We start from the raw sequence: 25,797 nt of genomic DNA, 5'->3' as shown, positions 1-25,797 counted from the left end.
TGCCTTGCCCGTCATCGTTTCCCTGCCTGTCCCCCGCCGGTTTTCCCGGCTTTGTTGAACGAAGGCTAGTTGAGAGACGGCAAAATTCGCTTAAGCGGGCTGGTGAGCGAAAACTTAACTCCGGCTGGCCGGATCTGGGAAGCCCGCCGGCTCCGTCTCCTCGCCCGCCGAGAGTTTCCGGCAGATCGACTGCATCAGCACGAGATCGCGCTGGTCACGCCAGGTGGTGACGAAACCCCAGGCGAGGAGGAGCAGGATGCAGAGGAAGGCGACGCCGAGGACGACGAAGCCGCCGGTGGCAAGGCCGTAGAGGCCGAAAACCGCCGGCGTCGCGAAATAGGCGATCTGCGCCGAAAGCTGCCGTCCGGCCGAAAGGTCGCTCAGCGACCACAGCCGGATCAGCCGCATTTCCTCCTCGGTGAAGGCCGGGCGCGCGCCCGGCGCGTCGGCAGGCCCGTCCACGCCCTACCCCCGGTCGCGATAGCGGTTGGTGATCGGGTAGCGCCGGTCGCGGCCGAAATTCTTCCTGGTGATCTTCACGCCCGGGGCGGACTGGCGGCGCTTGTATTCGGCGATGTAGAGCAGGTGCTCGACCCGGTGCACCGTCGCCGCGTCGTGCCCGCGGGCGACGATCTCCTCGGTGCTCATCTCCAGCTCCACCAGGCATTCGAGGATGTCGTCGAGCACCGGATAGGGCGGCAGCGAATCCTGGTCGGTCTGGTTGGGGCGCAGCTCCGCGGACGGCGCCTTGTCGATGATGTTCTGCGGGATCACCTCCCCCGTCGGCCCGAGCGCGCCCGGCGGCACATGCGCGTTGCGCCAGCGCGAAATGGCGTAGACCTGCATCTTGTAGAGGTCCTTGATCGGGTTGAAGCCGCCGTTCATGTCGCCGTAGAGCGTCGCATAGCCGACCGACATTTCCGACTTGTTGCCGGTCGTGACGACCATCGAGCCAAACTTGTTGGAGACCGCCATGAGGATGGTTCCGCGCGCGCGGCTCTGGAGGTTCTCCTCGGTGATGCCTTCCTCTGTGCCTTCGAAGAGCTCCGAAAGCGAGGAGAGGAAGCCGGTCACCGGCGCCTCGATCGGCACGATGTCGTAGCGGCAGCCGAGTAGCCGGGCGCAATCGGCCGCGTCCTTCAGCGAATCCTTCGACGTATAGCGGTAGGGCATCATGATGCAGCGCACCCGCTCCTCGCCGAGCGCGTCGACGGCGATCGCCGCGCAGATCGCCGAATCGATGCCGCCGGACAGGCCGAGCACGACGTTCTTGAAGCCGTTCTTGTTGACGTAGTCGCGGAAGCCGAGCAGGCAGGCGCGGTAGTCCGCCTCCTCCTTCTCGGGAATGCGCGACGTCGGCCCGCTGTCGCAGATCCAGCCGTCCGCACGCTTCTTCCAGGTGGTGAGCGCGACCGTCTCCTCGAACTGGCTCATCTGGAAGGCGAGCGACTTGTCCGCGTTGAAGGCGAAGCTGGCGCCGTCGAAGACCAGCTCGTCCTGGCCGCCGAGCTGGTTGGCGTAGAGCAGCGGCAGGCCGGTCTCGATGACCTGCTTCAGGGCGACCTGGTGGCGGATGTCGACCTTGCCGCGATAATAGGGCGAGCCGTTCGGCGACAGCAGGATTTCCGCGCCGCTCTCGGCCAGCGTTTCGCAGACGCCGAGCTCGCCCCAGATGTCCTCGCAGATCGGGATGCCGAGGCGAACGCCGCGGAAATTGACGGGACCGGGCATCGCGCCCTGGTCGAAGACACGCTTTTCGTCGAATTCGCCATAGTTCGGCAGGTCCACCTTGTCGCGCACCGCGATCACCTTGCCGCCGTCGATGACGGCGACGGCGTTGTAGCGCCCCGTCTCGTCCTGCCGTGGAAAGCCGACGATGACGCCGGGACCGCCCCCGGCGGTGTCGGCGGCGAGATCGTCGACGGCGCGCCGGCAGGCCTTCAGGAAGGCCGGCTTCAGCACGAGGTCTTCCGGCGGATAGCCGGAGATGAAGAGTTCGGTCAGCAGCAAAAGGTCGGCGCCCTGCCGGGCGGCGTCCTCGCGGGCGGCGCGCGCCTTGGCGAGGTTGCCGGCGACGTCGCCGACGGTCGGGTTCAATTGCGCAACCGCGATGCGCAGCGTCGCCCTGCCCTGATCGGAGGTCATGTCTTGATCGGAAGTCATGTCTGCGGACCCATCTCCTGCTGGTGTCCGAGCCTGCGGCCGCGCGTCGCTGTCGCACTCTCGAACGGTCGACAAGCTCTTTAGAGCATGACGGGCGCTTTGGGAATGAAGGGCGGAACCTTTGCCGGCGCTTTCGGCGGAAATGTCCGGTTTTCAAGGGGTTCGACGCGCCACCGCGGCCCTGCGGCGCAGGAACCAAAACAGGGGAAGAACGTTGCAGAAAACGTTCATCTCCTGTTCAAGATGACAACCGTATGACAGATACACGAAACTTTCATGAAATCTGGAGACGGCCTTGGCCCTGCTCACCTCCGCCACCGTGGCGATCAATGCAAGCGAAGAGATCGCCGTCGAGGCAGGCTTCTTCGCGCGCCACGCCAAGGCGCTCGCCGTCCTGCGTTCGCTTGCCGTTTCCGGGCTTCTCGCGCTCCTCACCGTCGTCGTCGTCGAACTCGTCACGCGCGGCTCGCTCGACCAGACTTGGATCTATTTCACCAGCCTCGGCCGGCCGGCCTGGACCACGACCGGCGTCTTCTTCCTGCTCTATCTCGCCATCGACGCCCTGATCGGCCGCCAGCACAAGGCCGTCCTGCTCGTCTCGCCGCTCGTCGTGCTGATGGGCGTGATCTCCCAGCAGAAGCAGGTCTTCCTCACCGACCCGCTCTATCCGACGGACCTGCTCTTCGGCCGCCAGATCCTGGAGCTGATGCCCGTTCTCGTGCAGGACCGCCCGTGGACGGCCGCCCTCATGGCGGTCGCCGTGCTCGCCTCCGTCGTCGGCCTCGTCAGCCTCTGGGTCTTCGCCTGGCGCCGTTTCCGGCCGCTGACGAAGAAGGAACGCCTGACGCGGCTTGCCATCGCGCTGCCGCTTCTCGCCGGCTTCGTGTCCATCATGGACTACAACCAGTTCTCCTGGGTCCGCGACCGGCTGAAGATCTTCCCGATCATGTGGGACCAGGCGGAGAACTATCGTCACAACGGCTTCGTCATGGCCTTCGCCATCAACCTGCCGATGGCCAATGTACAGACGCCCGCCGGCTACATGATCGACGCGATCGACAAGATCCCCTCCAAGCCCGTGCCGGCCGGCACGAGCCATCGCAGCAAGCCCGATGTCATCGTCGTCATGAGCGAATCGCTGTGGGATCCGACACGCCTCGAAACCGTGAAGCTCTCGGCCGACCCGATGCCCGTCATCCGCGAGAACCAGGGCGGCAGCGTCTTCTCCCCGGAATTCGGCGGCCTCACCGCCAATGTCGAGTTCGAGGCGCTGACGGGCTTTTCCAACGCCTTCCTGCCGACGGGCTCGATCCCCTACCAGCAATATGTGCGCAAGCCGATCCCCTCGCTCGCCACCTTCTTCCGGGCGGAAGGCTATACGGCACGCGCCATCCACCCGTTCTCCGGCTGGTTCTGGAACCGCACGAGCGTCTACAAGGCCTTCGGCTTCGAGACCTTCAAGGACGTCGAGAAGATGCCGCCGCTGGCAAAGCGCGGCAACTTCACCTCGGACGAGGCGCTGACGCGGGAGCTCATCCGCCAGGCGGACATGCAGGAGGACCCGTTCTTCTTCTTCACCGTCACGCTGCAGGGTCACGGCCCCTATGACGATGGTCGCTACGCCAAGACCGACATCGATGTCGACGGCCAGCTCGACGCCCGCAGCAACCGCATGCTGGCGAGCTACGCCCAGGGCGTGAAGGAAGCCGACAGCAGCCTGAAGATGCTGATGGACTGGGCGAAGACGCGCGACCGCGAGACGATCATCGTCGTCTTCGGCGACCACCTTCCGCCGCTCAACACGGTCTACAAGAATTCCGGCTACATGAAGGGGGTCACCGCCTCGCGCAAGGGCTCTCCCGAGCAGATGAAGAAGGAGCACGAGACCCCGCTCGTCATCTGGTCGAACAAGTCCGGCGCGCAAAAGGAGATCGGCACGATCAGCCCGGCGTTCCTCTCCTACTACGTCCTCAAGGAAGCCGGCTTCGAGCATCCCTATTACACCGGCTTCCTCGGCGCGGTGCACGACAGGCTGCGCGTCATCGACCGCTACATGCTGATCGACGCCAAGGGCAACGGCACGGCCGACTGGGCGCGCAAGAAGACGATCGATCCGCTGGTGCGCGACTTCCGCTTCCTGCAGCACGACATCATGTTCGGCAAGCAGTACGGCCTGGAACGCTTCTTCAATTCCCATGCGGAACTGATGGCCGCGGGCTCCTGATTTTTCCGAAGCGACAGCACGCCCGAGTTCCGGCTCCCCTGCCGGAGCCTGTCGAGCCGATGGCGCAACGCCGGAGGAAATGACAACCGGGCAAAGATCAGAGGTTGCATGTTTTCAAGAAAATCAATCTATAGAAGAAATTAAGACTCTGGGCGCACGATAAAGCTGCATCCATCGGGATGCACAACAGCCTTGTCGTCGGACAATCCCAAGAAGGAGATGTCATGTACGCCCTGTCCCGTCTGTCGAAGGATCGCGCCGGCACGTCGGCGCTGGAATTCGCGATCATCGCCCCTCTCTTCTTCCTCATCCTCTTCACGCTGATCGCCTACGGCATCTATCTCAGCGTCACCCATGCCGTGCAGCAGGTGGCCGCGGATGCCGCCCGCACGGCGGTCGCCGGCCTCAACCAGACCGAGCGCGTCTCGCTGGTCAACCGCTATCTCGACGCCTCGCGGTTCGACTATGCCTTCCTCAACCGGACGAAGATGCGGGTCGTCGTTACCGACGATCCGGCCAATCCGGAACAATTCACCGTCACGATCACCTATGATTCGGGCGATCTGCCGATCTGGAACCTCTTCACCTTTGCCCTGCCGAGCCCGACGATCGAACGGTATTCCACCGTGCGCGTGGGAGGGCTGTGAGCATGAAACGCCCCCGCAGCCTTCTTCGCGAGCGCGACGGCAATATCGGCACGCTCGCCGCCATCAGCCTGCCGCTGCTCATCTTCTCGCTCGCCCTCGGCGTCGACTACGGCTACCTCACCGTGCAGCAGCGCGCGTTGCAGGCCGCGGCCGACCTTGCCGCCATCGCCGCCGCTGCCAATGTCGGAGAAGCGGAGAAATCCGCCGCCGGCTATTTCGCGCTGAACAACCTGCCCGTCACGGTGACGGGCAAGAACGGCACCACCATCCCGGCCGTGATCACGGCGGTCAATTCCAGGGTGACGCCGGCGACCGCCCTCGTCGAGCGTGGGCGCTACACCGCCGATCCGGACATCGCACCGGAAGAACGCTTCAAACCGGCGAGCGCCGATGCGGACGCCGCTCGGGTGACGCTCTCCCGCACCTCGGACCTCTTCGTCGCCGCCCTCTTCACGCCCAGATCGCCGCTTCTCTCGGCGACCGGCGCGGCCGCCCGCTCCAAGACGGCGGCCTTTTCCATCGGCACGCGCCTCGCCAGCCTCAACGACGGCATCCTGAATGCGCTTCTGGGCAAGCTGCTCGGCACCAACCTCTCGCTCAACGTCATGGACTACCGGGCGCTGGTCGATACCGACATCTCCGTTCAGCCGTTCCTGAAGGCGGTCGCCACGAAGCTCGACCTGACGGCGGGCACCTACGAGGACGTGCTGAATGCCGGCATCACCATGCCCCAGCTCCTCGCCTCCATGCGTGCCGTCGAAGGCCTTTCCGGCCCCGTGCGCTCGGCGCTCCATCTCATCGAGCAGGCAACCGCCGCCAGCAAGGCGAAGCTGCCGCTCTCGCGCATCCTCAACCTCGACCCGAAGAAGGGCCTTGCGGTGGCGACCGGCGGCGACTGGAAGATGTCGATCAACGCGCTGCAGATGATCACGTCCGCGGCGGCGCTCGCCAACGGCGCGAACCAGGTGGCGCTCGATGTCGGCGCCGTCGTGCCCGGCCTTGCCGCGGTGAAGGTGAACCTTGCGATCGGCGAACCGCCGGTGGAAACGCCGGCACATCGGCTCGGCGCGCCGGGCAGCGCGGTGCGCAGCGCCCAGACGCGGCTTTCCGTGGAACTGGGCATCGACGGCCTTGCCGCGCTCGCCGGCCTGCGCATCAAGCTGCCGCTCTATGTCGAGGTCGCGGCCTCGGAGGCGAAGCTCAGCGATATCCGCTGCTTCGGCGGCTCGCCAGTGAACGCCAATGTGGTGATCGAGGCGGTTCCCGGCGTCGCCGAGGTCGCCGTCGGCAAGGTCGACCCGTCCGTCCTCTCGGATTTTTCCGACAAGGCGCGCGTGCAGAAGGCCCGGATCGTCGATTCCGCCCTTCTCAGCATCGACGCCATCGCCCATGCCGAGGTGAAGAATCTCGGCCGGACCCGCCTCACCTATACGCCGACGGAGATCGCCGCCGGAACGACGAAATCCGTCTCGACGCGGGACACGCTCACCTCCACGGTCCGCACCCTCTTCGGCAATCTCGACGTCGACATCAACGTCAAGCTGCTCGGCCTGTCGATCGGCATCCCGGGCATCACGTCGGCACTCGGCAGCACGCTCGGCGCCGTAACGCCCGCCATCGACGAACTGCTCTACAACCTCCTGATCCTCGCGGGCGTCCGGGTCGGCGAGGCGGATATCCGCGTCACGGGTGTGCGCTGCCAGCGCCCGGCATTGGTTCAGTAGAGCGGGAAAAGCGGCAAGACAGGAAAAAAGCGCGCCTCAATGGCCCTGCGCATATTGCGGCGCGCCGTCCTCGATCTCGTAATAGTCGCCCTTGTCGGCGCAGAAGATGTGCTTGCCGATAACCAGTCCGGTCGGCTGGTCGAAGATGCCGGCCATGATCGAGGTATAATCCGTATTGTCGCCCTTCCAAAACAGGGCCGAACCGCAGATGCGGCAGAACCCCCGCCCCGCCGTGTCGCTCGCCCGGTACCAGGTGACATTCTCCCCGCCCTCGACCGCCATCGCATCGTCGCGCACATTGGTCGCGGCATAGAAATGCCCGGTCTGGCGCCGGCACTGGCTGCAATGGCAGGCGATCACCTCGCGCAGCGGCCCGCGGGTGCGAAAGCGCACCGCGCCGCAAAGGCAATGCCCCGTATGCTCTTCACTCATGCATTCCCCCAAACGAAAACCGGGCCAGCTTTGCGAGCCGGCCCGGTCCTGTCAAATTCACATTCCTGAATGTTTGCATCAGTTCCGCTAATCTACGGGACCGAAGCATGAACGGATGGCGATCAGCCGTTCACAACCATACGTTTTTCATCACGGCCGCCCTTCATGCGCTCGGCAAGAAGGAAGGCGAGCTCCAGCGCCTGGTCGGCATTGAGGCGCGGGTCGCAGTGCGTGTGGTAGCGGTCGGCGAGGTCGTCGCCCGACAGCGCCCGCGCGCCACCCGTGCATTCCGTCACGTCGTTGCCGGTCATCTCGACATGGATTCCGCCCGGATGCGTGCCTTCCGCGCGGTGGATCTGGAAGAAGCTTTCCACTTCCGACAGGATCCGCTCGAACGGGCGGGTCTTGTAGTTGTTGAGCGTGATCGTGTTGCCATGCATCGGATCGCAGGACCAGACGACCTTCTTGCCTTCCCGCTCGACGGCGCGGATGAGCTTCGGCAGGTTCTCGGCCACCTTGTCATGGCCGAAGCGGCAGATCAGCGTCAGGCGGCCCGCCTCGTTCTGCGGGTTGAGCAGGTCGATCAGTTCCAGCAGGTTGTCGGCGGTCAGCGACGGGCCGCACTTGAGGCCGAGCGGGTTCTTGATGCCGCGGCAATATTCGACATGCGCATGGTCGGCCTGGCGCGTGCGGTCGCCGATCCAGATCATGTGGCCGGAGGTCGCGTACCAGTCGCCCGAGGTCGAATCGACGCGGGTCAGCGCCTGCTCGTAGCCGAGCAGCAGCGCCTCATGGCTGGTGAAGAAATCGGTCTCGCGCAGGCCCGGATGGTTTTCCGCGCTGATGCCGATCGCCTTCATGAAATCCATGGTCTCGGAAATCCGGTCGGCGAGCTTGCGGTAGCGCTCGGCCTGCGGCGAGTCCTTGACGAAGCCGAGCATCCACTGGTGCACGTTCTCCAGGTTGGCATAGCCGCCCATCGCGAAGGCGCGCAGGAGGTTCAGCGTCGCGGCAGACTGGCGATAGGCCATGATCTGGCGTTCCGGGCTCGGCACGCGGGCCTCTTCCGTGAACTCGATGCCGTTGATGATGTCGCCGCGGTAGGACGGCAGCGTCACGTCGCCCTGCTTCTCGATGCCCGAGGAGCGCGGCTTGGCGAACTGGCCGGCGATGCGGCCGACCTTCACGACGGGCTGCTGGGCGCCGAAGGTCAGCACAACGGCCATCTGGAGGAAGGCGCGGAAGAAGTCGCGGATCGTGTCGGCACCGTGTTCGGCGAAGCTTTCGGCACAGTCGCCGCCCTGCAGCAGGAAGCCGTTGCCTTCCGCCACGCTGGCGAGCGAAGCCTTCAGGCGCCGTGCTTCGCCGGCGAAGACGAGCGGCGGAAACTTCGAAAGGCGCTCTTCTGTCGCCGCCAATGCGGCGAGATCGGGATAGTCCGGAACCTGCTGGATGGGCTTGTGCCGCCAGCTACTCGGGGTCCAATTCTCTGCCATGATGCTCACCTGTCCTGATGCGCCCGCAATGACCGGGGGCGCCACGTCCGTTTGAAGATGCGGGCTTATAAACCGTTAGATGGGTCTTGCATAGCCGCAGTTCCAGCAGCAAAGACGCATTTGCGACGGTTGCGCCCTCCGCTCCGGGACAGGCTGTAGAGTACCGGGGGCGACGGGTCTGGCCTAGAAGCGACGCAGGATTGCACGCGAGGCAACGCCCCGGTCCGGCAGGACCCGTCGCCTGCCCCTTGGCTCCGGTCGGCCGCGACCGTTGAGGAGACGCGAAAGAAGCGCGCTCACCGCCTCCAGACCCCGCCAGGCTTCCGCTTCCAGCGGATCGGACAAGGGATCCATCCGGCGCCTTCGCATATCCGTCTCCGCCCTGTCGAGGGCGATCATCCATTCCGGGCTCATGATGGCCTCCTGTTTCGGTATCCTTCCCGAGATAGCGACCGCTTCGCGGTAAGCGTAGAGGCGGAAATGAAACGCCCGTTTCACGGATGAGCGATGCCGGCCGGCGGCTTTTTGCGCTAGAAAGGAGCATTCAACGGGAGCGATGCATGTCGGAAGTCGACTGGAGCGATCTGCAGCTTTTCTTCCATGTCGCGGCGGAGGGCGGGCTTGCCGGCGCCGCGGCGATCACGGGCGCCAGCGCGCCGACGATCGGCCGGCGCATGCTGGCGCTGGAGCGGGCCATGGGCCGCACGCTCTTCATCCGCAGCCAGCAGGGCTACCGGCTGGCGCCGGACGGCATGGTGCTGTTCGAGCATGTCCAGACGATCCGCCGCACGACCGCCGACATCACCCGCTGGCACGGCGACGCCTTCGCGCTGCCCATCGTCGCCATTGCCGGCGATATCTGGCTCATGGGATTCGTTGCAGAGAACACGAGCGAGTTGCGCGGCCCCGCCGACAGCTTCCGCCTCTGCTGCAAGCAATTGCCGGCGGGCGGGGACCTGACCTATCGCCACGGCATGATCGCCCTCTTCCACAGCGCGCCCAAGTCCGGCAATGTCGCCGTGCGCAAGTCGGTGACCGTTGCCTATGCGGTCTATCGCGCCGCGAACCTCGCCTTCGAGGCGGACCTGCCCTGGGTCTCGATCGGCACGGAGGTCGCCGTTTCCGATGCGGAAAAATGGGTCTTCCGCAACCACGAGCCGCAGATCCACACCTGGACGAACGCGCCGGCCGTGCTCGCCCGGCTGATCGCAAGCGGCGCCGGGCGCGGCGTGCTGCCGACCTTCGTGGGCGATGCCATGCCGACGCTCGTGCGCGAAGGCGAACCGATCGAGGCGCTCGCCCATCCGCTCTGGCTCGCCGTCAACGACGACGACCGCCACCGGCCGGAAATGCGGCTTGTCCTCGATCGCCTCGCAAGCCTCTTCAAGCGCCACGAGGATCGCTTCGCCGGCCGGCTGGCCGACGAGAAAGAACCGTCCGTCAGACCCGCTGTCCGTTCCTGACCCGGTAGCTCGGCTGGTACATGGTCACTAGCTCCTCCGATGCCGTCGGGTGCACCGCCATGGTGCGGTCGAAATCGTCCTTGGTGACGCCGGCCTTCAGCGAGATGCCGAGGAGCTGCGCCATCTCGCCGGCCTCGTGGCCGAGAATATGGGCACCCACCACCCTGCGGTCGGCCGCATTGACGATGAGCTTCATGATCGTCTTCTCCTGCCGGCCGGAAAGCGTCGCCTTCATCGGTCGGAACTCGGCGCGATAGACCTCCAGTTCATCGAAGGCTTTTGCCGCCGCCTCCTCGCTGAGGCCGACGGTGCCGATCTCCGGCTGGGAGAAGACCGCGGTGGCGATGAGGTCGTGGTCCGGCGAAACGGGGTTGCCGCGGAACTCCGTCTCGATGAAGCACATCGCCTCGTGGATCGCGACGGGGGTGAGCTGCACGCGGTCCGTCACATCGCCGAGCGCGAAGATGCCCGGCACGTTGGTGCGGGAATAGGCGTCGACGACGACCGCTCCCCGCTCGTCCATCGCCACGCCCGCCGTCTCCAGGCCGAGGCTGCCGGTGTTCGGCACCCGGCCGAGCGCCAGCATCACCTGGTCGACGGCAAGCGTCTCGCCCGCCTTGGTCGTGACGGTGCGCCCGCCGCCCGCCGCCTCGCTCACGCTGGTGATGATGTCCTCGCAGAGGATGCGGATGCCCTTGGCGATCATCGCCGCCTGCACGCCCTGGCGCATGTCCTGGTCGAACCGCGACAGGATCTGCCTGCCGCGGTAGATCAGCGTGGTCTCGACGCCGAGGCCATGGAAAATGTTGGCGAACTCGACGGCGATATAGCCGCCGCCGGAAATCAGGATGGATTTCGGCAGCTCCGGCAGGTCGAAGGCCTCGTTGGAGCTGATGCAGAGCTCATGGCCGGGAAGGTCGGCATGCGGCGTCGGATGGCCGCCGACGGCGATCAGGATGCGTTCGGCCGTCACCAGCTCGTCCGTCGCCGTCAGGCGCAGGGTGTTCGGCCCGACGAGCACGGCACGGGTCGCAAGGATCGTCGCCCCGGCATTGTCGAGGCCCTTGCGGTAGAGGCCCTCCAGGCGGGTGATCTCCTTCTCCTTGGCGGCAACGAGCGTCTGCCAGTCGAAGCGCGTCTCGCCGACCTGCCAGCCGAAGCCGGCGGCATCCTCGAAATGCTCGGGGAACTGCGAGGCATAGACGTAGAGCTTCTTCGGCACGCAGCCGCGGATCACGCAGGTGCCGCCGAAGCGGAATTCCTCGGCGATACCCACCTTCTTGCCCATGCTGGCGGCAAGACGCGCGCTGCGCACGCCGCCGGAGCCTCCGCCGATGACGAAGAGGTCGTAGTCGAATGTCGGCATGGTGATCTCCTGCGGGCAAGCCTGGCCGGACGGCCGTCTGACGGGGGCCGGCGCTCGCGAATCCGTCGCCGGGCGCTACACATATAGGAACAGCCGGGCCAAAAGGGAAAGACCACGTCGCCGCAGCCCGGCATGCCGGCTTTCCCTCCCCTTCGCGTCGCCAGAAGCGCGGCTCGGGCGCGACCGGCAGGAGATCGCTCAGCGCCGGAGACGGGGCGGCACAACGGAAAAGGGCGGCTTGCGCCGCCCTTTCGTCATTCGATCACTGCTGCGCAGGCTGCGCTTCGCCGCCCTCGGCCGGCGCGGCGGCGCCGAGGATCGGGTTGAGCTTCTTGGCGCTTTCGGCGCGCAGGTCGCGGTCGACGCCGACGGCCCAGATCTCGGCGGCCTTCATGACTTCGCGCGTGGCGATCGGGCCGTCCGAGAGCAGCTTCTTGCCGACGGGCGAGCTGTAGAAGTCGGCGATCGCCTTCAGCTCTTCCTGGGTGAAGGTCTTGGCATAGATCGTCGCGGCCTCCCGCTCCAGGTCGGCGCGGCGCGGCGCGAGCGCGAGCGCCTGCTCGTCGACGGTGGCGTTGATTTCCGTTTCGTGGTTCGGCGAGGCCTGGACGAGCGTCGCCTTGATGCGAACGGCAAGGCCCGGCAGGATGTTGTCGAAACCGTTCGTCGCGCCGATCGCGTCGATGGCGGCGCGGGCGGCCTTGACCTGCTCGTCGGTGACGTCCTGCGCCTTGGCGGCGCCGGCAAGCGCTGCCGAAACGATGAGGGTCGCCGCGAGGGTCCGGCCGAAACCAGCAAATTTGATCATGTCGGTCTGTGCTCCTGTCTAGTCTTTTGCCGTCAGCGTGCGCGCACCCGCGGGTCCCGCGATGATGGCCAGCGACGCCATGTTGATGAAGAGTCCGTGTTCGACGACACCGGGAATGTCATTGAGGCTGCTTGCGAGCGCATCTGCATCAGGAATGCGGCCAAAAGATGCGTCGAGAATGTAGTGTCCGCCATCGGTCATGAAGGTGCCGTCGCCCGAGGCGCGCAGCGCGATCGCCCCGGAAAGCCCGAGGCGGGCCGCCGTCTTCTCGATGGCGATGCGGGTGGCGGTGAGGCCGAAGGGATTGACCTCGATCGGCAGCTTGAAGGCGCCGAGCGTCTCGACCACCTTGCTCTCGTCGGCAATGACGATCATGCGCGTCGAGGCGCTGGCGACGATCTTCTCGCGCAGCAGCGCGCCGCCACCGCCCTTGATGAGGCGCAACCTGCCGTCGACTTCGTCGGCGCCGTCGATGGTGAGATCGAGTTCCGGCAATTCGTCGAGCGATTTCAGCGGCACGCCGAGCTCGACGCAGAGCCGCGCCGTGCGCTCGGAGGTGGGCACGCCCTCGACCTTCAGGCCGTCGGCGACCTTCTCGGCGAGGAGCCGCACGAATTCCTCGGCGGTCGATCCGGTGCCGATACCGAGGCGCATGCCGTCCTCGACATGGGTGAGCGCGACCTCTGCGGCCTTGATCTTCATTTCCCGGGCGTCCATGGCCCAAAACTCCTTGAATGGTCGTAGGCCGGCGCCGAAGCGGCCGGATTTCCGGTGAGACACTTACACGCCCCCGCCGGCAAACGAAAGCCAAAATCGCCGCCCGTCCCGCGCCGGCCGGGGCGGAGAAGGCGATTGCAAATGCCGCCGCCATCGCATACCGGAAGGGCCTGCCCGCCTCCTCCCCATACAAGGTTTTCCCATGTCCGCTTCTCTCGTAGTCTTCGATCTCGACGGTACGCTCATCGATACGGCGCACGATCTCGTGGCAAGCCTCAACCACACGATCGGCCTCGAAGGCCTCGATCCCGTCGGTTACGGCGACCTTACCTATCTCGTCGGCCATGGCGGCCAGGTGATGATCAAGCGTGCCTTCGCGCTGCGCGGGCGGGAAATCTCGAATGAGGAGCTGCAGCGCATGCTTGCCGCCTTCGTCGAGCACTATTCCGAAGCCATGCCCGGCGTCTCCGTGCCCTATCCGGGCCTTGTCGACGCCATGGACCGCCTTGCCGGCGCCGGCTACCGCCTCGCCGTCTGCACCAACAAGCTGGAAGGCCTCGCCCGGCGCCTGCTCGACGGCCTCGCCCTCACCCCGCGCTTTGCCGCGATCACCGGCGGCGACACCTTTGCCGTGCGCAAGCCCGATGCCGAGCACCTGCTGGGCACCGTCCGTCTCGCCGAGGCCGACCCGAAACGCACGGTGATGATCGGCGACAGCCTCAACGACATGCTCGTCGCGCGCAATGCCGGCGTGCCCTCGATCGGCGTGCCCTTCGGCTATTCGGACGTGCCCGTCGCCGCGCTTGAGCCGAACCACGTCATCAGCCATTTCGACGAACTGACGCCCGACCTGATCGAGCGTCTCATCGCCCGCTGAAACGGCGAAGGCGACGCATCCAGAGGATACGTCGCCTTTTTTCCGGCCGGCTTACGCGGGATCGAAAACCCTCAGCCCTCGATCTGCCGCGCCTTCTGCGTGGCGGCAAAGGCCTTGCGCATGTAGCTGTCGCGATCATAGACGTCGTCGAAATACTCGACCACGCCGTCCTTGTTCGGCCAGGCGGTGAAGTAGGCGATGTAGATCGGGATATCGGCCTTGACGTTCAGCGCCTTGTTCTTGCCGGCGGCGATTTCCCTGCCGACCTCCTCCTCGCTGATGCCCAGCACGGCGGCCGCCATCTTGCGCGGCTCGGCAAGGCGCACGCAGCCATGGCTCAGCGCCCGCATGTCCTTCTTGAAGAAGCTCTTCGACGGCGTGTCGTGCATGTAGATGGCATGGCTGTTCGGGAACAGGATCTTCAGTTCCCCCAGCGCATTGTCGCCGCTCGGCGGCTGGCGCACGGAGACGCCCGCGGTCGAGCCGTACCAGTTGACCGAGGAGGACGCCACCGCGCGACCGCCGACGGCGACCTCGTAGCCCATGCGGTCGAGATAGGACGGGTCGTTCCTCAGCTTCGGCAGCATCTCGTTGATGATGATCGACTGCGGCACGCCCCAATAGGGATTCACCTCGACGGTCTGCACCTTGTCCTCGAAGAAATAGGTCTGGTTCGACTTCGAGCCGACCACCGTGCGCATCGAGAACTTTTCCGCACCGTCCTCGTAGTAATAGACCTGGAAGGCCGGCTGGTTGATGAAGACGTGGCGCGCGCCGAGATCGACCGGCAGCCAGCGCGCCTGTTCCAGCGCCACTTCCAGCTTGGCGATCTTGTCGGCGACCGAATCGCCGCCCGTGAGCTTGCGGATCGACGCCTTGCCGACGACGCCGTCCGGCTTCAGCCCGTTCTCCTTCTGGAAGGCTTCGACCAGCGCGACCAGCTCGGGCGTGTATTCCGGCGTGTCCTTGTAGGTGGCAATGGCAAGCGAATGATCGGTCTTCAGCGCATCCGAGCCGTGCTTGACGATGCCCTTGACGACATTGGCAAGCTCCGGATTGCTCTGGCCCGGCTTCAGCAGCGTGTCCTCGGCGATGACGACGCGGTCATCGCCCGTCGTCTCGGCCTTCAGCTTGGCGAGCTCCGCCTTCAGCGCCTGGAAATCGGCGCTCGCCGGCGAGCGGCTTTCGAGATAGCCCCTGACATTGCTGCTCATCGCCACGTTCTTCAGCGCCGCGACGAGGTTGACGTCCTTGCGCTTGAAATCGTGGTAGCCGGAAATCCGGTTCGGATCGATGCGGCCGCGCACGGCGTCCTGCACATAGGTGGCAACGGCGGCGGAAAGGCCGACCTCGAAGGCGGCAAGCTCGCTGTAGCGCGCGCTCATGTCGGCGCCGTCGAAGCTTTCCGCCGGAATCTTGACCGCATAGTCCCAGGGGTCGAGGCCGACGGAGGCCGCGTCGGCCAGCACGGCGATGGCGGTCTTCGCCTTGTCGTTGATGCCGGTACCGTCGATCCAGACGAATTTCTTCTGCGTGCCGTAGAAGGTCTCGACCGCCTTGGCGGCATCAGGCGTCGCACGCACGTCGATGCTGGAGAAGGCGGCGCGCACGCCGGCATCGCCGGCCGGCGCGACATCGGCCGAGATGGAGCTGGTGACGACCGGGTCGGCCAGCTTGTCGACGGCGACGCGCTTCAGGGCGTCCGCCTTGTAGGTGTAGTAGCGCGGGCCGGTGACGCGCGGCAGCGGCTTGGCCTCCTGCTTCACCTCGGCGCCGGGCAGTGCAATGCCGGTCGTGACGCCCGGAAGCGGCTCGGACTTCTGCTTCTTCTTGCCGTTCAGCCATTCCATCACGGTCAGGGCGTTGGCGGGTGTCGCATGGAGCGAAACGGCGGCGCAGGAAAGAGCCAGCGTGGCGGCCAGCACGGCAGTCTTGGTAAGCTTCATCTATATTCCATTCCCCGAATGAACCGTACGTCACGGTCTCTGGCGGCGCCCGAACCAGCAGGCCGGTAAGTTATAGGAAAGGATGGTTGATGAAAAGGAAACGCCCCTTCCCGCAGCCCCCGCAAAACCTCACGAATCCGTGACGCCAGCCCCTGGCAAGCCAGACGGACGAGGCCCCGTAAAAATTTGAATTGCCGTCGATTTTTTCTGCAGGAAACGCAAATCGGGAAAATTCCGCCTGGCAGGCGTGAAAAAACAAGCGGACGATTGTGATGGAAAAGGCACAGCGTCGAAAGCCCGGCCGGACCGTCGGCGGCCATGCGCCGGCCTAATCGATTTTAACCGAAAGTCTCGTCCCGCAGGATCATTCCGCCCCTTGCAACCCCGTCGCAGATGGGCCAGAGATTTGCGCGATTTTTTCGCGCCAGCGCGCAGCCCCGGGGGGCACGCGCGTTCCCGGCCTGCCGCCTCCCATGCGGCGGCATCGCCGGCGGCTCACCGAAGCGCATGGGTATTTAGCGGGAAGCACAATGACATCGACGCGCACGGAAACGGATACATTCGGCCCCATCGAGGTGGACAACAGCCGCTATTGGGGCGCGCAGGCCCAGCGCTCGCTCGGCAACTTCAAGATCGGCTGGGAAAAGCAGCCGCTGTCGGTCGTGCGCGCGCTCGGCATCGTCAAGCAGGCCGCCGCCCGCGCCAACATGGAGCTGAACCGCCTCGACCCCGAGATCGGCAAGGCGATCACGGAAGCCGCCCAGGAAGTCATCGACGGCAAGCTGAACGATCACTTCCCGCTCGTCGTCTGGCAGACGGGCTCGGGCACCCAGTCGAACATGAACGCCAACGAGGTGATCTCCAACCGCGCGATCGAGATGCTCGGCGGCGTCATGGGCTCGAAGAAGCCGGTGCACCCGAACGACCACGTCAACATGAGCCAGTCGTCGAACGACACCTACCCGACGGCCATGCACATCGCCTGCGCCGAGCGCATCGTCCATGACCTCCTGCCGGCGCTGAAGCACCTGCATGCGGCCCTGGAAGCGAAGGTCAAGGCCTTCGACCACATCATCAAGATCGGCCGCACGCACACGCAGGACGCCACCCCGCTGACGCTCGGCCAGGAATTCTCCGGCTACGCCGCGCAGGTCGCCTCCTCCATCAAGCGCATCGAACTGACGCTGCCGGGCCTGTGCGAGCTCGCCCAGGGCGGCACGGCCGTCGGCACGGGCCTCAATGCCCCGGTCGGCTTCGCCGAAAAGGTCGCCGAGCACATCGCCACGATCACCGGCATCGCCTTCAAGACCGCGCCGAACAAGTTCGAGGCGCTGGCCGCCCACGATTCCATGGTCTTCTCGCATGGCGCGATCAACGCGGCCGCCGCCGCGCTGTTCAAGATCGCCAACGACATTCGCTTCCTCGGCTCCGGCCCGCGCTCGGGCCTCGGCGAGCTGGCGCTGCCGGAAAACGAGCCCGGCTCGTCCATCATGCCCGGCAAGGTCAACCCGACCCAGTGCGAGGCGCTGACCCAGGTCTGCGCCCAGGTCTTCGGCAACCATGCCTCCCTCACCTTCGCCGGCAGCCAGGGCCATTTCGAGCTGAACGTCTTCAACCCGCTGATGGCCTACAACTTCCTGCAATCCGTCCAGCTCCTCTCCGACGCCGCGATCTCCTTCACCGACAATTGCGTCACCGGCATCGAGGCCCGCGAGGACAACATCAAGGCGGCGCTCGACCGCTCGCTGATGCTCGTCACTGCGCTCGCCCCGAAGATCGGCTACGACAACGCCGCCAAGATCGCCAAGACCGCCCACAAGAACGGCACGACGCTGCGCGAGGAAGCCGTCGGCGGCGGCTACGTCACCAACGAGGAATTCGACGCGGTTGTGCGTCCGGAAAAAATGATTATGCCGGGTTGAGGCAGAATTTTCGAACATTCTTCTACACGGGCCGCAGATCATTGAATCTGCGGCCTTTTTTACTGCCTGCTTTCCCCTGCGGCATCTACAACCGTTAATAATTCCCAAAGCATTTTAGTCTTATTTTGCGGGTCGGGAGCCAACGAAGGAAATCAGGAGCAGCCGACATGAACACGGCCGTTGCGCAAAAGGTCCAGGTGCCGGATATCGCCGCGCAAGTGACCTATGCGATGCGCATAATGGGTGTTTCGCCCATTCCGCGAAACTACGAGCTGTTCTATGAGGCCTATATCGGCTCCAATCCCAAGCTGACGCGGGAACTGGCGGCGCTCGGCAGCAAGGCCTCCCAGGAGGAACTGGACGAGATCGGCGCGCAATATTTCGGCCACCACCACGGGGCCAACGCCATCGACGGCGCGCATACCCGGATCGTCGGCGAGCTCGAAGGCCTGCTGCGCCTCCTCAAGCAGGAGCAGACCTCGCTCGAAAGCTACAACAAGCTGCTCGACGAGACCTTCGTGCGCATCACCGGCAAGAACGCCACCAGCGTCGACATCATCAAGAGCGTCATCGGCGTTCTGACGGAAGCGACCGGCGACACCATCAACCAGGGCAAGGAGATGGTGCAGAACGTCGCGCAGAAATCGATCGAGATGGACAATGTGCGCAAGGAGCTCGACGAGTACAAGCGCATCGCCAACACAGATTCGCTGACGCAGCTTTCCAACCGCCGCGCCTTCGACGACAAGCTCTCCGCCATCTACAATTCGACGATGTCGCGCAACGTGACCGCGCTGATCCTCGCCGACATCGATCATTTCAAGAAGATCAACGACACCTACGGCCACCCGGTCGGCGACAAGATCCTCGCCTCCGTCGGCAGCCTGATCCGCGCGAACGTGCGCAAGGACATCCTCGTCGCCCGCACCGGCGGCGAGGAATTCGCCATGATCGTCGAGGGCAATACCGAGGAAGAGGCGATGGCCATCGCCGAGCGCATCCGCGTCGCGCTGGAGCACACGCCCTTCAAGAATTCCAAGACCGGCGTCAATTACGGCCCGATCACCATCTCGCTCGGCTTCTGCATGGCCTCCTGGGCGGACGGCCCGGGCGAACTCTACTCCAAGGCCGACATCGCCCTTTATTGCGCCAAGAACGGCGGGCGCAACCGCACCATGCCGTTCGAGGACGGCATGAAGAAGGATTTCACGAAGAGCTGGCTGATCTACCGCAAGTAAGCGGGCCTGTTCCCCTCGAAAACGGCGCCTGCGGGCGCCGTTCTGCATTTTGCCTCCGGCGGGAACCATGATGGCGCCCGCGCGTTCCGGGCGTGGGAGGATCGTGCCATGCAAACCGGATTTTTCGAACTGACGATGATCGCCGCGCTGATGCTGAGCAGCCTCGTCTGGATCCAGCCGTTCTGACGAACCTGTTCCCGCCGGAACATCGTGGCCGGCAGCGCTGTCCTACAACGTCCCTATCAGAACAAGGCGCCGGGCATGAAGCTACGGCCGACGACAGGGACCAGGACAATGAAAACGCTCGCCATCGCATTTATCGCAGGCCTCCTTTCCACCGCAGGCGCCGCCGTCGCCGCCGACAAGGCGGTCGATCCGGTCGAGGTCGCCTCGCTCTCCTCCTCCGCCCACAAGACGGGCTGGCTGCAGGTGCTCTCGGGCGGCACGCCGGTCAAGTCGGAGAAGAAGATCGCCGCCGTCTCCCGCGCGCCGATCGCCCGCGAACTCGTCGCCTTCAACGAGAAGGTCGCGCCGGGCACGATCATCGTCGACAATTCTGAACGCCGCCTCTACCACGTCCTCGGCTCCGGCCTTGCCATGAAATACGCCGTCAGCGTCGGCCGCGAAGGCTTCCTGTGGACCGGCACGGAAAAGGTGACGCGCAAGAGCGAATGGCCGACCTGGACGCCGCCGGAGGACATGCGCGCCCGCGAGGCCAAGAAGGGCAAGATCCTGCCGGTCTCGATGAAGGGCGGCCTCGAAAACCCGCTCGGCTCGCGCGCCATCTATCTCGGCTCCACCATCTACCGCATCCACGGCACCAACCAGCCCTCCTCGCTCGGCAAGGCCCAGTCGTCCGGCTGCATCCGCATGGCGAACGAGGACGTCGAACACCTCTATGCCCAGGTCACGACGGGCGTGACGGTCATCGTCCGCGATTGATTTTCCGGAAGAGGCGGGTGGCCCCACGATCCAATCAGCGGCAGGCGGAAGCGCCTGCCGCCTTTGCGATCGCGATGAGGTCCGGGCGGTACTCGAAATGCATCGTATCGTAGTGATACCAGCGCCCGCCCCAGACGAAGCCGTGCCGCTCGAAGATCTCGACGATTTCGAGCGGATATTTGTTGGCGTATGTCGGCACCCTGCCGGGCTTGCCGCCGGACCAGACCCAGTAGTCCGCGAACTTCGTGTTGAGATCGAGCGCCGCGCCGAAGCTGTGCACCGACATGTTCTTCGCGCCGGAGACCTTGCGCCAGTTGAACACGCCGGCCGAGGGCGAGAGGTAGCGCTTCAGCTCCGGCCTGACGGCAAGTTCGTCGCGCACCTTCTCCAAGGCCGCGGCCGCGCCCTGCCGCTTCGTCACGCGCAGCGTCTCGCCGAACCATTTGACCGGCACGAGATCGGCCGAGACCGCCTTCGCCGAGGCCCCGTAGAGCCGCATCATCAGCGCGTCGCTGCGGATGCGGCCGGGGTCGAAATCGACCTCCGGCGTCCTCTCGCAGGCCCCCAGCGGATAGATCTGCCGCAGGCTGTCCTCGACATCGCCGGCGGCGAGCGCCGCCTGGTGGTCCTTCGTCCTGCCGTCGTCGATCTGAAGCGGCGGCCCGCCGTCCTTGAAGAGGAGCGTGTTGCCCTCGATACCGGCAAGGCTTTCCGGATAGGCGGCCACCAGCAGCTCCAGGCGGGCCGCAAGATCGGGCTCCGCCGCACCGGCCGGGGACGCGGCCAGCAGGAGCACGGCCGCAACGAGGCGGCGGCTAGTTGACCGAGATGTTGATATAATCGCCTCCCGCCCCGCGCCAGATTTCGACGTAGATCTGCACGTCGCCATCGAGCAGCCGGCGGGCGGCGCTGCGCTCGATGCGGCCGGCGCGGATCATGCGCTCGGCAAGCTCGCGGTTGCGCGGGGAAGCGAAGAAGCTGTCGAGATCGTCGCCGGGCTGGCGCACGCCGAAGCGGTGCACGTTGGCGCGATCCTGGCGGATGACCTGCCAGGGCTGCGTCAGGCGCTCGTTGCTGGAATTGTAGAGATCGTCCTGGCCGATATAGGCGCCGTAGCTCTCGATCAGCTCGTCCGCCCTGGCCGCCCCGGTCGAAACTGCAAGCACAGCGGTAAAAGCCGCCGCAAAAAGTCCTTTTCGCATTCCCTGCTCCACTTTCCGGCCAAGGCCGATCATCATCGAGAACAAGACGGGCGACGGCGGCGGGATATTCGCCGGCGCTCACCACATGGACTTGGCGGCGCGGCCCGGCCATTCCCGGTCATAGGCAGCGCCGTCAAACCCCTTCCTGGCCGAGGCGAGCATCTGCCCGACCGTCGGCAGGCACGCCGTATCGCGGAACTTTTCCGGATTCCAGAGGTCGGCGCGCAGCACGGCGCGGGCGCATTGCGAATAGACCTCCTCGATGGTGATGACGACCACCGAGCGCGGATGTTTCCCGTCCATCACGAAGCGCCCGGTGATCTCGGCATCGATACGCACCACAGCGCGGCCGTTGAGGCGCATGGTCGTGTTGGAGCCGGGAATGAGGAACATCAGCGCGACGCGCGGATCGCGCACGATGTTGGAGAGCGAATCGATGCGGTTGTTGCCGCGCCAGTCGGGCAGCATCAAGGTGCGCTCGTCCTCGACATGGATGACGGCGCCGGCATCGCCGCGCGGCGAACAATCGAGCCCTTCCGGCCCGACGGTGGCGAGCGCCATGAAGGGCGAGGCCTCGATCATCGTGCGGTATTCCGGCAGCAGGTAGTCCGTCACCTTGACGAGCGAGGCCTCGCCCGGGACCCCGTAAAGCGCGTTCAGTTCCTCGACCGAAGTGACGATGCTCATGCCTGTCTCCCGTGCTGTGCGACCGCTGCGGCGCATCGCACCCTTGCATGACAGGCGCGTGACGAAAAGTCCGTCAGGCGGCGATGCGCGCCGCATCCTCCGCAAGGAATTGCACGATGCGGTCGATCACCGGCTCGGCGGAGACGATGCGGCGATGGCCGAAACCGTTCGCCCATTCGAGCGTGACATTCGGGCCGGCGGCGGCGTAGCGCCGGGCGTGCAGCGCCGGCACCTCCTTGTCGTCCTGTGCATGGAGCACCAGCATGGGGGATTTCAGCCGCCCTGCCCCGTTGGCCGCGTCGAAGGCCGAAAGCGGCGCGCCGGCGATGCGCTCCACATGGTTCTCCAGCGCGACCTGCGCCTTCGGCCCGAGCTTGAGGAAACGGCCGAGGTCCTTGAACAGCCAGGTCATCTCGCTCGGCGAGCCGATGGTGACCAGCCGGCGCGGCCGGTGCGCCGGCACCGACGGCACGAGGCCGCTCGCCGCACAGGCGAGCGAGGCGCCGCCGAAGGAATGGCCGCAGAAATAGTCGAAGCCGCCGAAGCGCTGCCAGGCCGCATCGATCGCCCGGACGGCCATCGGCAGCGTCAGCGTGCGCCCGCCCGAGGCGCCATGCCCCGGCAGGTCGAGCGCCACGACCTCGTGGCCGGCGGCGACGAGCGCTTCCGTCAGCGCCGTGAGATAGGCCGCGCGCGAACCCCAGCCGTGCACCACGAGCACCCGGCCGGAAAAGCTCTGGCACGGGCGGGCGGCGAAGCGATGCGCGACCGCCCTGCCGCCGGCAAAGGCGAGCGGCACGCGCTCCGCCTGCCGCATCCACCCCTCGGAACGCGCGAAAAGCTCCTTCTCCTTCGCCGTGCGCGGCCGGCGGCCGGGCGTCGTCGCGAAGAGGCGGAAGGCGGCGCGGCCGGCCGCATCGGGGGAAATCCTGGCCACGCCGGACAGCGCCAGCCGGATGACCTTCAAGCCAAAGGATGCCATAGTGGGATTCCAGAAAAATGTTCAATATTGAACAATAAAGTACAACGATGAACAAAAATCAAGCCTTCCCCTGGGATCATCCGCGCTTTCGCAGTTGGATCGGCGTGGGACGCGCCTGCCAGCTCATGCAGCAGGCGATGGGCCGGGCGATCGCCGACCTCGGCATCAAGCCGCCGCATCTCGACATCCTGATCAACCTCTACCGCTTCGACGGCATCTCCCAGCAGGACCTCGCCCGCAAGCTGCTCGTCGGCCGCTCCAACATGAGCATGCTGCTGCCGCAGCTCGAAAAGCGCGGCCTGATCGAGCGCCGGGCCGACGCCAAGGACAAGCGTGTGCTCCGCCTGTCGCTGACCGGGACGGGTCGCAGCCTGACCGAGGAGGCGATGGCCATCCAGACCGGCCTGATCGACCGCACCCTCTCGCAAGCGCCGGCCGAGCGCTGCCTCGCGGTCGCCGAGGCGATGGAGGACATCATCCGCATTCTCCAGACGATGGAGAGCGACGAACCCGACGATTCCCTCCTGGCGAAAACCCGGTGAACCGGAGACGGGTGCACGCCGACGCGCACCTGCGGGATTTCACAGGCGCCGGCGGCAAAGCAAGATCGCCGTCGCACCTATTGGGCAGGAGGCAAGGCGCGTTCCCATCGCCTCGGCGGATCTGGCGGCCTCAGCTCGCCTCTTCCTGTTCGCGGCGGTGCCGCTCCTCCTCCGCCGCCCGCTCGCGGGCGGTGCGCGCCGCGACGATGTCGGCCGGCTGGGCGTTGCCGCGGATGAGCTGGCGGCCGGCATAGATGCCGCCGACCATTTCCAGCTCCAGCCGCTCGCGGTCGACGTCGCGGAATTCCTCCACCACCTCGGCGGCAAGATCCTCGTCCTCGCCCAGCGCCTTCAGCGTCTCGCGGCTGAACACCATCGCCGATTCGAAGGTCTCGCGGATCTGGAAGTCGACGCCGGCATGGACGAGGTCGACGGCATGGCCGCGATCATAGGCGCGCGCCAGGATCGGCACGAGCGGGAACTCCTCGCGCACGATCTCGGCGATCTTCACCGCCGCCGCCTCGTCGTCGAGGCAGATGAGGATCGCCTTGGCGGTCGAGGCGCCGGCGGCATGCAGGATGTCGATGCGCGCGCCGTCGCCGTAATAGACCTTGAAGCCGAAATCGGCGGCATCGCGCACGAACTCGGCATCCTTGTCGATCAGCGAGAGCGTGTAGCCGCGGGCGAGCAGCGGCTGGCTGACGATCTGGCCGAAACGGCCGAAGCCGATCATCAGCACCGTGCCCTCGACGTTTTCCGGCAGGGTCAGCCCCTCGGTGGACGGCTGCTGCTTCGGCACGATGCGGTCGTGCAGGATGACCATCAGCGGCGTCAGCACCATCGAGATGATGATCGTCGCCGTCAGGATGGCGTTCTCCTCGCCGTTGAGGATGCCGGCGGCAACGGCCGCGGCATAGAGCACGAAGGCGAATTCGCCGCCCTGCGCCATCAGCACGGCGCGCTCCAGGCTTTCGGCATGGCAGGTGCCGAGAAGACGCGCGACCACGTAGATCAGGAGAAGCTTCGCGATCATGTAGCCGACGACGCTCGCCACCACGAGCTGCCAGTTGGCGGCGATCACCCCAAGGTCGATCGCCATGCCGACGCCGAGGAAGAAGAGGCCGAGCAGGATGCCGCGGAACGGCTCGATGTCGGCCTCGAGCTGGTGGCGGAAGCTCGATTCGGAGAGCAGCACCCCGGCAAGGAACGCGCCCATGGCCATGGAGAGGCCGGAGACCTGCATGGCGAGCGCCGATCCGAGCACCACGAGCAGCGCCGCCGCCGTCATCACCTCGCGCGCGCCGGAGGCCGCCAGCACCCGGAAGAGCGGGTTGAGCAGGTAGCGCCCCGCCAGCACCAGCGCCACGATGGCGCCGATGGCGATGCCGATGGAAAGCCAGCGGTCGGAGGCATCCGTCGCCGCCGCCCCCGTGCCGAGCAGCGTGACGATCGCCAGCAGCGGCACGATGGCGAGATCCTCGAAGAGCAGGATCGCGATGATGCGCTGGCCCTTCAGCGTCGACATCGTGCCGCGCTCCTGCAGCATCTGCATGACGATGGCGGTGGAGGTGAGGACGAAGCCGGTGCCGGCGACGAAGGAGGGAATGAGCGGAAAGCCCATCGACACGCCGATACCCGTCAGCGCCGCCATGGCACCCATGACCTGGATCGCGCCGAGCCCGAAAATGTCCTTGCGCATGCCCCAGAGCCGGGAGGGCTGCATCTCCAGCCCGATGATGAAGAGGAACATCACCACGCCGAGCTCGGCGACATGGATGATCGCCTGCGGATCGGCGAAGAAGCCGAGCCCGAAGGGACCGATCACCAGCCCGGCGGCGAGATAGCCGAGCACCGAGCCGAGGCCGATCTTCTTGAAGACCGGCACGGCCGCCACGCCCGCCGCCAGGAGCACGACGACCTGGGTGAGATCATTTGCATTCGCTTCGCCTGCCAAGGGGCATCTCCCGTTCGTTTGTGGGTGGACGCTACCTTCGTCAGGCAGTCCGACATGTTACCGCGGTTTCTCCGAAATATCGCGGCTCATGCCTTTCTCCGCAAGCTCGCGCTCATAGGCGGCGAAGAGTTCCGCGCCTTTTTCCCCGAGTTCCCGGAGATAGGACCACGTATAGATGCCGGTATCGTGAAGGTCGTCGAAGCCGATGCGCACGGCATAGTTGCCGGTCGGCGTCATCGAGATGATCGCGACATTGCGCTTTCCCGGCACCGTCACCTTCTGGCCCGGCCCGTGGCCCTGCACTTCCGCCGAGGGCGAGAGCACGCGCAGGAGTTCGGCGGAAAGATCGAAGCGCGCGCCGTCGTTGAAGGTCACGACGAGGCGCTGGCGGTCCTTCGTCACGCGCAGTTCGGTCGGCCAGAGATCGCTCATCCCGTTTCCTTTCCCGTCTGTTGTCGCGAAGGA

Annotated in this window: 23 protein-coding genes; 9 read left to right on the top strand and 14 right to left on the bottom strand. The window is 65.7% G+C overall.

The features are described from left to right. Positions 1-114: 114 nt before the first annotated feature. Entirely contained in the window at positions 115-462 is a 348-nt protein-coding gene (locus EV665_RS18660) for an ammonium transporter (protein ID WP_133035235.1), read from the bottom strand. Between the two features lie 3 nt (positions 463-465). Further along, positions 466-2,145 carry an NAD+ synthase gene (locus EV665_RS18655; RefSeq protein WP_133035309.1) on the bottom strand — a complete coding sequence of 560 codons (1,680 nt, stop codon included), beginning with the start codon at positions 2,143-2,145 and terminating at the stop codon, positions 466-468. Positions 2,146-2,458: 313 nt separating this feature from the next. Between EV665_RS18655 and EV665_RS18650 the strand changes: the two genes are divergently transcribed. The 3 genes from EV665_RS18650 (at position 2,459) to EV665_RS18640 (ending at position 6,758) form a co-directional block, all read left to right on the top strand. Continuing rightward, complete coding sequence (locus EV665_RS18650) at positions 2,459-4,387, top strand: LTA synthase family protein (RefSeq protein WP_084437901.1); 1,929 nt, start codon at positions 2,459-2,461, stop codon at positions 4,385-4,387. 224 nt (positions 4,388-4,611) lie between these two features. After that, positions 4,612-5,034: a TadE/TadG family type IV pilus assembly protein gene (locus tag EV665_RS18645; RefSeq protein WP_064330255.1), complete on the top strand. Its 423-nt coding sequence runs from the start codon at positions 4,612-4,614 to the stop codon at positions 5,032-5,034. Between the two features lie 2 nt (positions 5,035-5,036). After that, positions 5,037-6,758: a pilus assembly protein TadG-related protein gene (locus tag EV665_RS18640; RefSeq protein ID WP_133035234.1), complete on the top strand. Its 1,722-nt coding sequence runs from the start codon at positions 5,037-5,039 to the stop codon at positions 6,756-6,758. Between the two features lie 36 nt (positions 6,759-6,794). On the opposite strand, the gene EV665_RS18635 is transcribed toward EV665_RS18640, so the two are convergent. Beyond that, positions 6,795-7,190 (bottom strand): GFA family protein, encoded by a 396-nt coding sequence (locus EV665_RS18635; RefSeq protein WP_133035233.1) that lies wholly within the window; start codon positions 7,188-7,190, stop codon positions 6,795-6,797. Positions 7,191-7,312: 122 nt separating this feature from the next. After that, positions 7,313-8,686, bottom strand: a complete 1,374-nt coding sequence (locus tag EV665_RS18630; RefSeq protein WP_064330258.1) for a class II 3-deoxy-7-phosphoheptulonate synthase — start codon at positions 8,684-8,686, stop codon at positions 7,313-7,315. A gap of 560 nt (positions 8,687-9,246) precedes the next feature. Between EV665_RS18630 and EV665_RS18625 the strand changes: the two genes are divergently transcribed. Next, a complete protein-coding gene (locus EV665_RS18625; RefSeq protein WP_133035232.1) occupies positions 9,247-10,149 on the top strand; it encodes a LysR family transcriptional regulator in 903 nt (300 codons plus the stop codon). Here the strand turns inward: EV665_RS18625 and gor are convergent. The 3 genes from gor to rpiA form a co-directional block, all read right to left on the bottom strand. Continuing rightward, positions 10,127-11,515, bottom strand: coding sequence for a glutathione-disulfide reductase (gene gor / locus EV665_RS18620; RefSeq protein ID WP_133035231.1), 1,389 nt, complete (start codon positions 11,513-11,515; stop codon positions 10,127-10,129). The two genes, EV665_RS18625 and gor, sit on opposite strands and share 23 nt — an antisense overlap. A 262-nt stretch (positions 11,516-11,777) precedes the next feature. Continuing rightward, on the bottom strand, positions 11,778-12,323 hold the full coding sequence (locus tag EV665_RS18615) for a DUF2059 domain-containing protein (protein ID WP_064330262.1): 546 nt from the start codon (positions 12,321-12,323) through the stop codon (positions 11,778-11,780). 18 nt (positions 12,324-12,341) lie between these two features. Continuing rightward, positions 12,342-13,040 (bottom strand): ribose-5-phosphate isomerase RpiA, encoded by a 699-nt coding sequence (gene rpiA, locus EV665_RS18610; protein WP_064330263.1) that lies wholly within the window; start codon positions 13,038-13,040, stop codon positions 12,342-12,344. A gap of 202 nt (positions 13,041-13,242) precedes the next feature. On the opposite strand from rpiA, the gene EV665_RS18605 reads away from it, so the two are divergent. Further along, a complete protein-coding gene (locus EV665_RS18605) occupies positions 13,243-13,917 on the top strand; it encodes an HAD family hydrolase (RefSeq protein ID WP_133035230.1) in 675 nt (224 codons plus the stop codon). 71 nt (positions 13,918-13,988) lie between these two features. Here EV665_RS18605 and EV665_RS18600 read toward each other — a convergent pair whose 3' ends face one another. Beyond that, positions 13,989-15,863 (bottom strand): L,D-transpeptidase family protein, encoded by a 1,875-nt coding sequence (locus EV665_RS18600; protein ID WP_133035229.1) that lies wholly within the window; start codon positions 15,861-15,863, stop codon positions 13,989-13,991. A 473-nt stretch (positions 15,864-16,336) separates the two neighbouring features. Between EV665_RS18600 and fumC the strand changes: the two genes are divergently transcribed. The 3 genes from fumC (at position 16,337) to EV665_RS18585 (ending at position 19,965) form a co-directional block, all read left to right on the top strand. Next, the gene (gene fumC, locus EV665_RS18595; RefSeq protein WP_342636224.1) at positions 16,337-17,785 is read left to right on the top strand and encodes a class II fumarate hydratase; all 1,449 of its coding nucleotides are present in this window, start codon (positions 16,337-16,339) and stop codon (positions 17,783-17,785) included. Positions 17,786-17,952: 167 nt separating this feature from the next. After that, a complete protein-coding gene (locus EV665_RS18590) occupies positions 17,953-19,023 on the top strand; it encodes a GGDEF domain-containing protein (RefSeq protein ID WP_064330267.1) in 1,071 nt (356 codons plus the stop codon). Positions 19,024-19,317: 294 nt separating this feature from the next. Beyond that, complete coding sequence (locus tag EV665_RS18585; protein ID WP_133035227.1) at positions 19,318-19,965, top strand: L,D-transpeptidase; 648 nt, start codon at positions 19,318-19,320, stop codon at positions 19,963-19,965. A gap of 34 nt (positions 19,966-19,999) precedes the next feature. Here EV665_RS18585 and EV665_RS18580 read toward each other — a convergent pair whose 3' ends face one another. The 4 genes from EV665_RS18580 to EV665_RS18565 form a co-directional block, all read right to left on the bottom strand. Next, positions 20,000-20,761: a M15 family metallopeptidase gene (locus EV665_RS18580; RefSeq protein WP_245507760.1), complete on the bottom strand. Its 762-nt coding sequence runs from the start codon at positions 20,759-20,761 to the stop codon at positions 20,000-20,002. 19 nt (positions 20,762-20,780) lie between these two features. After that, entirely contained in the window at positions 20,781-21,167 is a 387-nt protein-coding gene (locus tag EV665_RS18575) for a hypothetical protein (protein WP_133035225.1), read from the bottom strand. Between the two features lie 78 nt (positions 21,168-21,245). Further along, entirely contained in the window at positions 21,246-21,854 is a 609-nt protein-coding gene (locus EV665_RS18570; protein WP_064330269.1) for a pyridoxamine 5'-phosphate oxidase family protein, read from the bottom strand. Positions 21,855-21,927: 73 nt separating this feature from the next. Next, positions 21,928-22,836: an alpha/beta hydrolase gene (locus EV665_RS18565; RefSeq protein ID WP_064330270.1), complete on the bottom strand. Its 909-nt coding sequence runs from the start codon at positions 22,834-22,836 to the stop codon at positions 21,928-21,930. A 47-nt stretch (positions 22,837-22,883) separates the two neighbouring features. On the opposite strand from EV665_RS18565, the gene EV665_RS18560 reads away from it, so the two are divergent. Next, the gene (locus EV665_RS18560) at positions 22,884-23,378 is read left to right on the top strand and encodes a MarR family winged helix-turn-helix transcriptional regulator (RefSeq protein WP_133035224.1); all 495 of its coding nucleotides are present in this window, start codon (positions 22,884-22,886) and stop codon (positions 23,376-23,378) included. 130 nt (positions 23,379-23,508) lie between these two features. On the opposite strand, the gene EV665_RS18555 is transcribed toward EV665_RS18560, so the two are convergent. Then, on the bottom strand, positions 23,509-25,332 hold the full coding sequence (locus EV665_RS18555; protein WP_133035223.1) for a monovalent cation:proton antiporter-2 (CPA2) family protein: 1,824 nt from the start codon (positions 25,330-25,332) through the stop codon (positions 23,509-23,511). 57 nt (positions 25,333-25,389) lie between these two features. Then, positions 25,390-25,764: a gamma-butyrobetaine hydroxylase family protein gene (locus tag EV665_RS18550; protein WP_064330273.1), complete on the bottom strand. Its 375-nt coding sequence runs from the start codon at positions 25,762-25,764 to the stop codon at positions 25,390-25,392. Between the last annotated feature and the right edge of the window lie 33 nt (positions 25,765-25,797).

Source organism: Shinella granuli, assembly GCF_004341885.1.
Classification (GTDB): Bacteria; Pseudomonadota; Alphaproteobacteria; order Rhizobiales; family Rhizobiaceae; genus Shinella; species Shinella granuli.
This window is presented reverse-complemented; position numbering and strand designations above follow the sequence as displayed.

Excerpts from the sequence above, each read along its gene's own strand:
- EV665_RS18635 (WP_133035233.1), bottom strand. The coding sequence starts at position 7,190 with ATGAGTGAAGAGCATACGGGGCATTGCCTTTGCGGCGCGGTGCGCTTT.
- EV665_RS18600 (WP_133035229.1), bottom strand. The coding sequence starts at position 15,863 with ATGAAGCTTACCAAGACTGCCGTGCTGGCCGCCACGCTGGCTCTTTCC.
- EV665_RS18590 (WP_064330267.1), top strand. The coding sequence starts at position 17,953 with ATGAACACGGCCGTTGCGCAAAAGGTCCAGGTGCCGGATATCGCCGCG.
- EV665_RS18570 (WP_064330269.1), bottom strand. The coding sequence starts at position 21,854 with ATGAGCATCGTCACTTCGGTCGAGGAACTGAACGCGCTTTACGGGGTC.
- EV665_RS18640 (WP_133035234.1), top strand. The coding sequence starts at position 5,037 with ATGAAACGCCCCCGCAGCCTTCTTCGCGAGCGCGACGGCAATATCGGC.
- EV665_RS18560 (WP_133035224.1), top strand. The coding sequence starts at position 22,884 with ATGAACAAAAATCAAGCCTTCCCCTGGGATCATCCGCGCTTTCGCAGT.
- EV665_RS18630 (WP_064330258.1), bottom strand. The coding sequence starts at position 8,686 with ATGGCAGAGAATTGGACCCCGAGTAGCTGGCGGCACAAGCCCATCCAG.
- fumC (WP_342636224.1), top strand. The coding sequence starts at position 16,337 with ATGCGGCGGCATCGCCGGCGGCTCACCGAAGCGCATGGGTATTTAGCG.
- EV665_RS18615 (WP_064330262.1), bottom strand. The coding sequence starts at position 12,323 with ATGATCAAATTTGCTGGTTTCGGCCGGACCCTCGCGGCGACCCTCATC.
- EV665_RS18625 (WP_133035232.1), top strand. The coding sequence starts at position 9,247 with ATGTCGGAAGTCGACTGGAGCGATCTGCAGCTTTTCTTCCATGTCGCG.
- EV665_RS18605 (WP_133035230.1), top strand. The coding sequence starts at position 13,243 with ATGTCCGCTTCTCTCGTAGTCTTCGATCTCGACGGTACGCTCATCGAT.
- EV665_RS18565 (WP_064330270.1), bottom strand. The coding sequence starts at position 22,836 with ATGGCATCCTTTGGCTTGAAGGTCATCCGGCTGGCGCTGTCCGGCGTG.
- EV665_RS18655 (WP_133035309.1), bottom strand. The coding sequence starts at position 2,145 with ATGACCTCCGATCAGGGCAGGGCGACGCTGCGCATCGCGGTTGCGCAA.
- rpiA (WP_064330263.1), bottom strand. The coding sequence starts at position 13,040 with ATGGACGCCCGGGAAATGAAGATCAAGGCCGCAGAGGTCGCGCTCACC.
- EV665_RS18645 (WP_064330255.1), top strand. The coding sequence starts at position 4,612 with ATGTACGCCCTGTCCCGTCTGTCGAAGGATCGCGCCGGCACGTCGGCG.
- gor (WP_133035231.1), bottom strand. The coding sequence starts at position 11,515 with ATGCCGACATTCGACTACGACCTCTTCGTCATCGGCGGAGGCTCCGGC.
- EV665_RS18575 (WP_133035225.1), bottom strand. The coding sequence starts at position 21,167 with ATGCGAAAAGGACTTTTTGCGGCGGCTTTTACCGCTGTGCTTGCAGTT.
- EV665_RS18550 (WP_064330273.1), bottom strand. The coding sequence starts at position 25,764 with ATGAGCGATCTCTGGCCGACCGAACTGCGCGTGACGAAGGACCGCCAG.
- EV665_RS18585 (WP_133035227.1), top strand. The coding sequence starts at position 19,318 with ATGAAAACGCTCGCCATCGCATTTATCGCAGGCCTCCTTTCCACCGCA.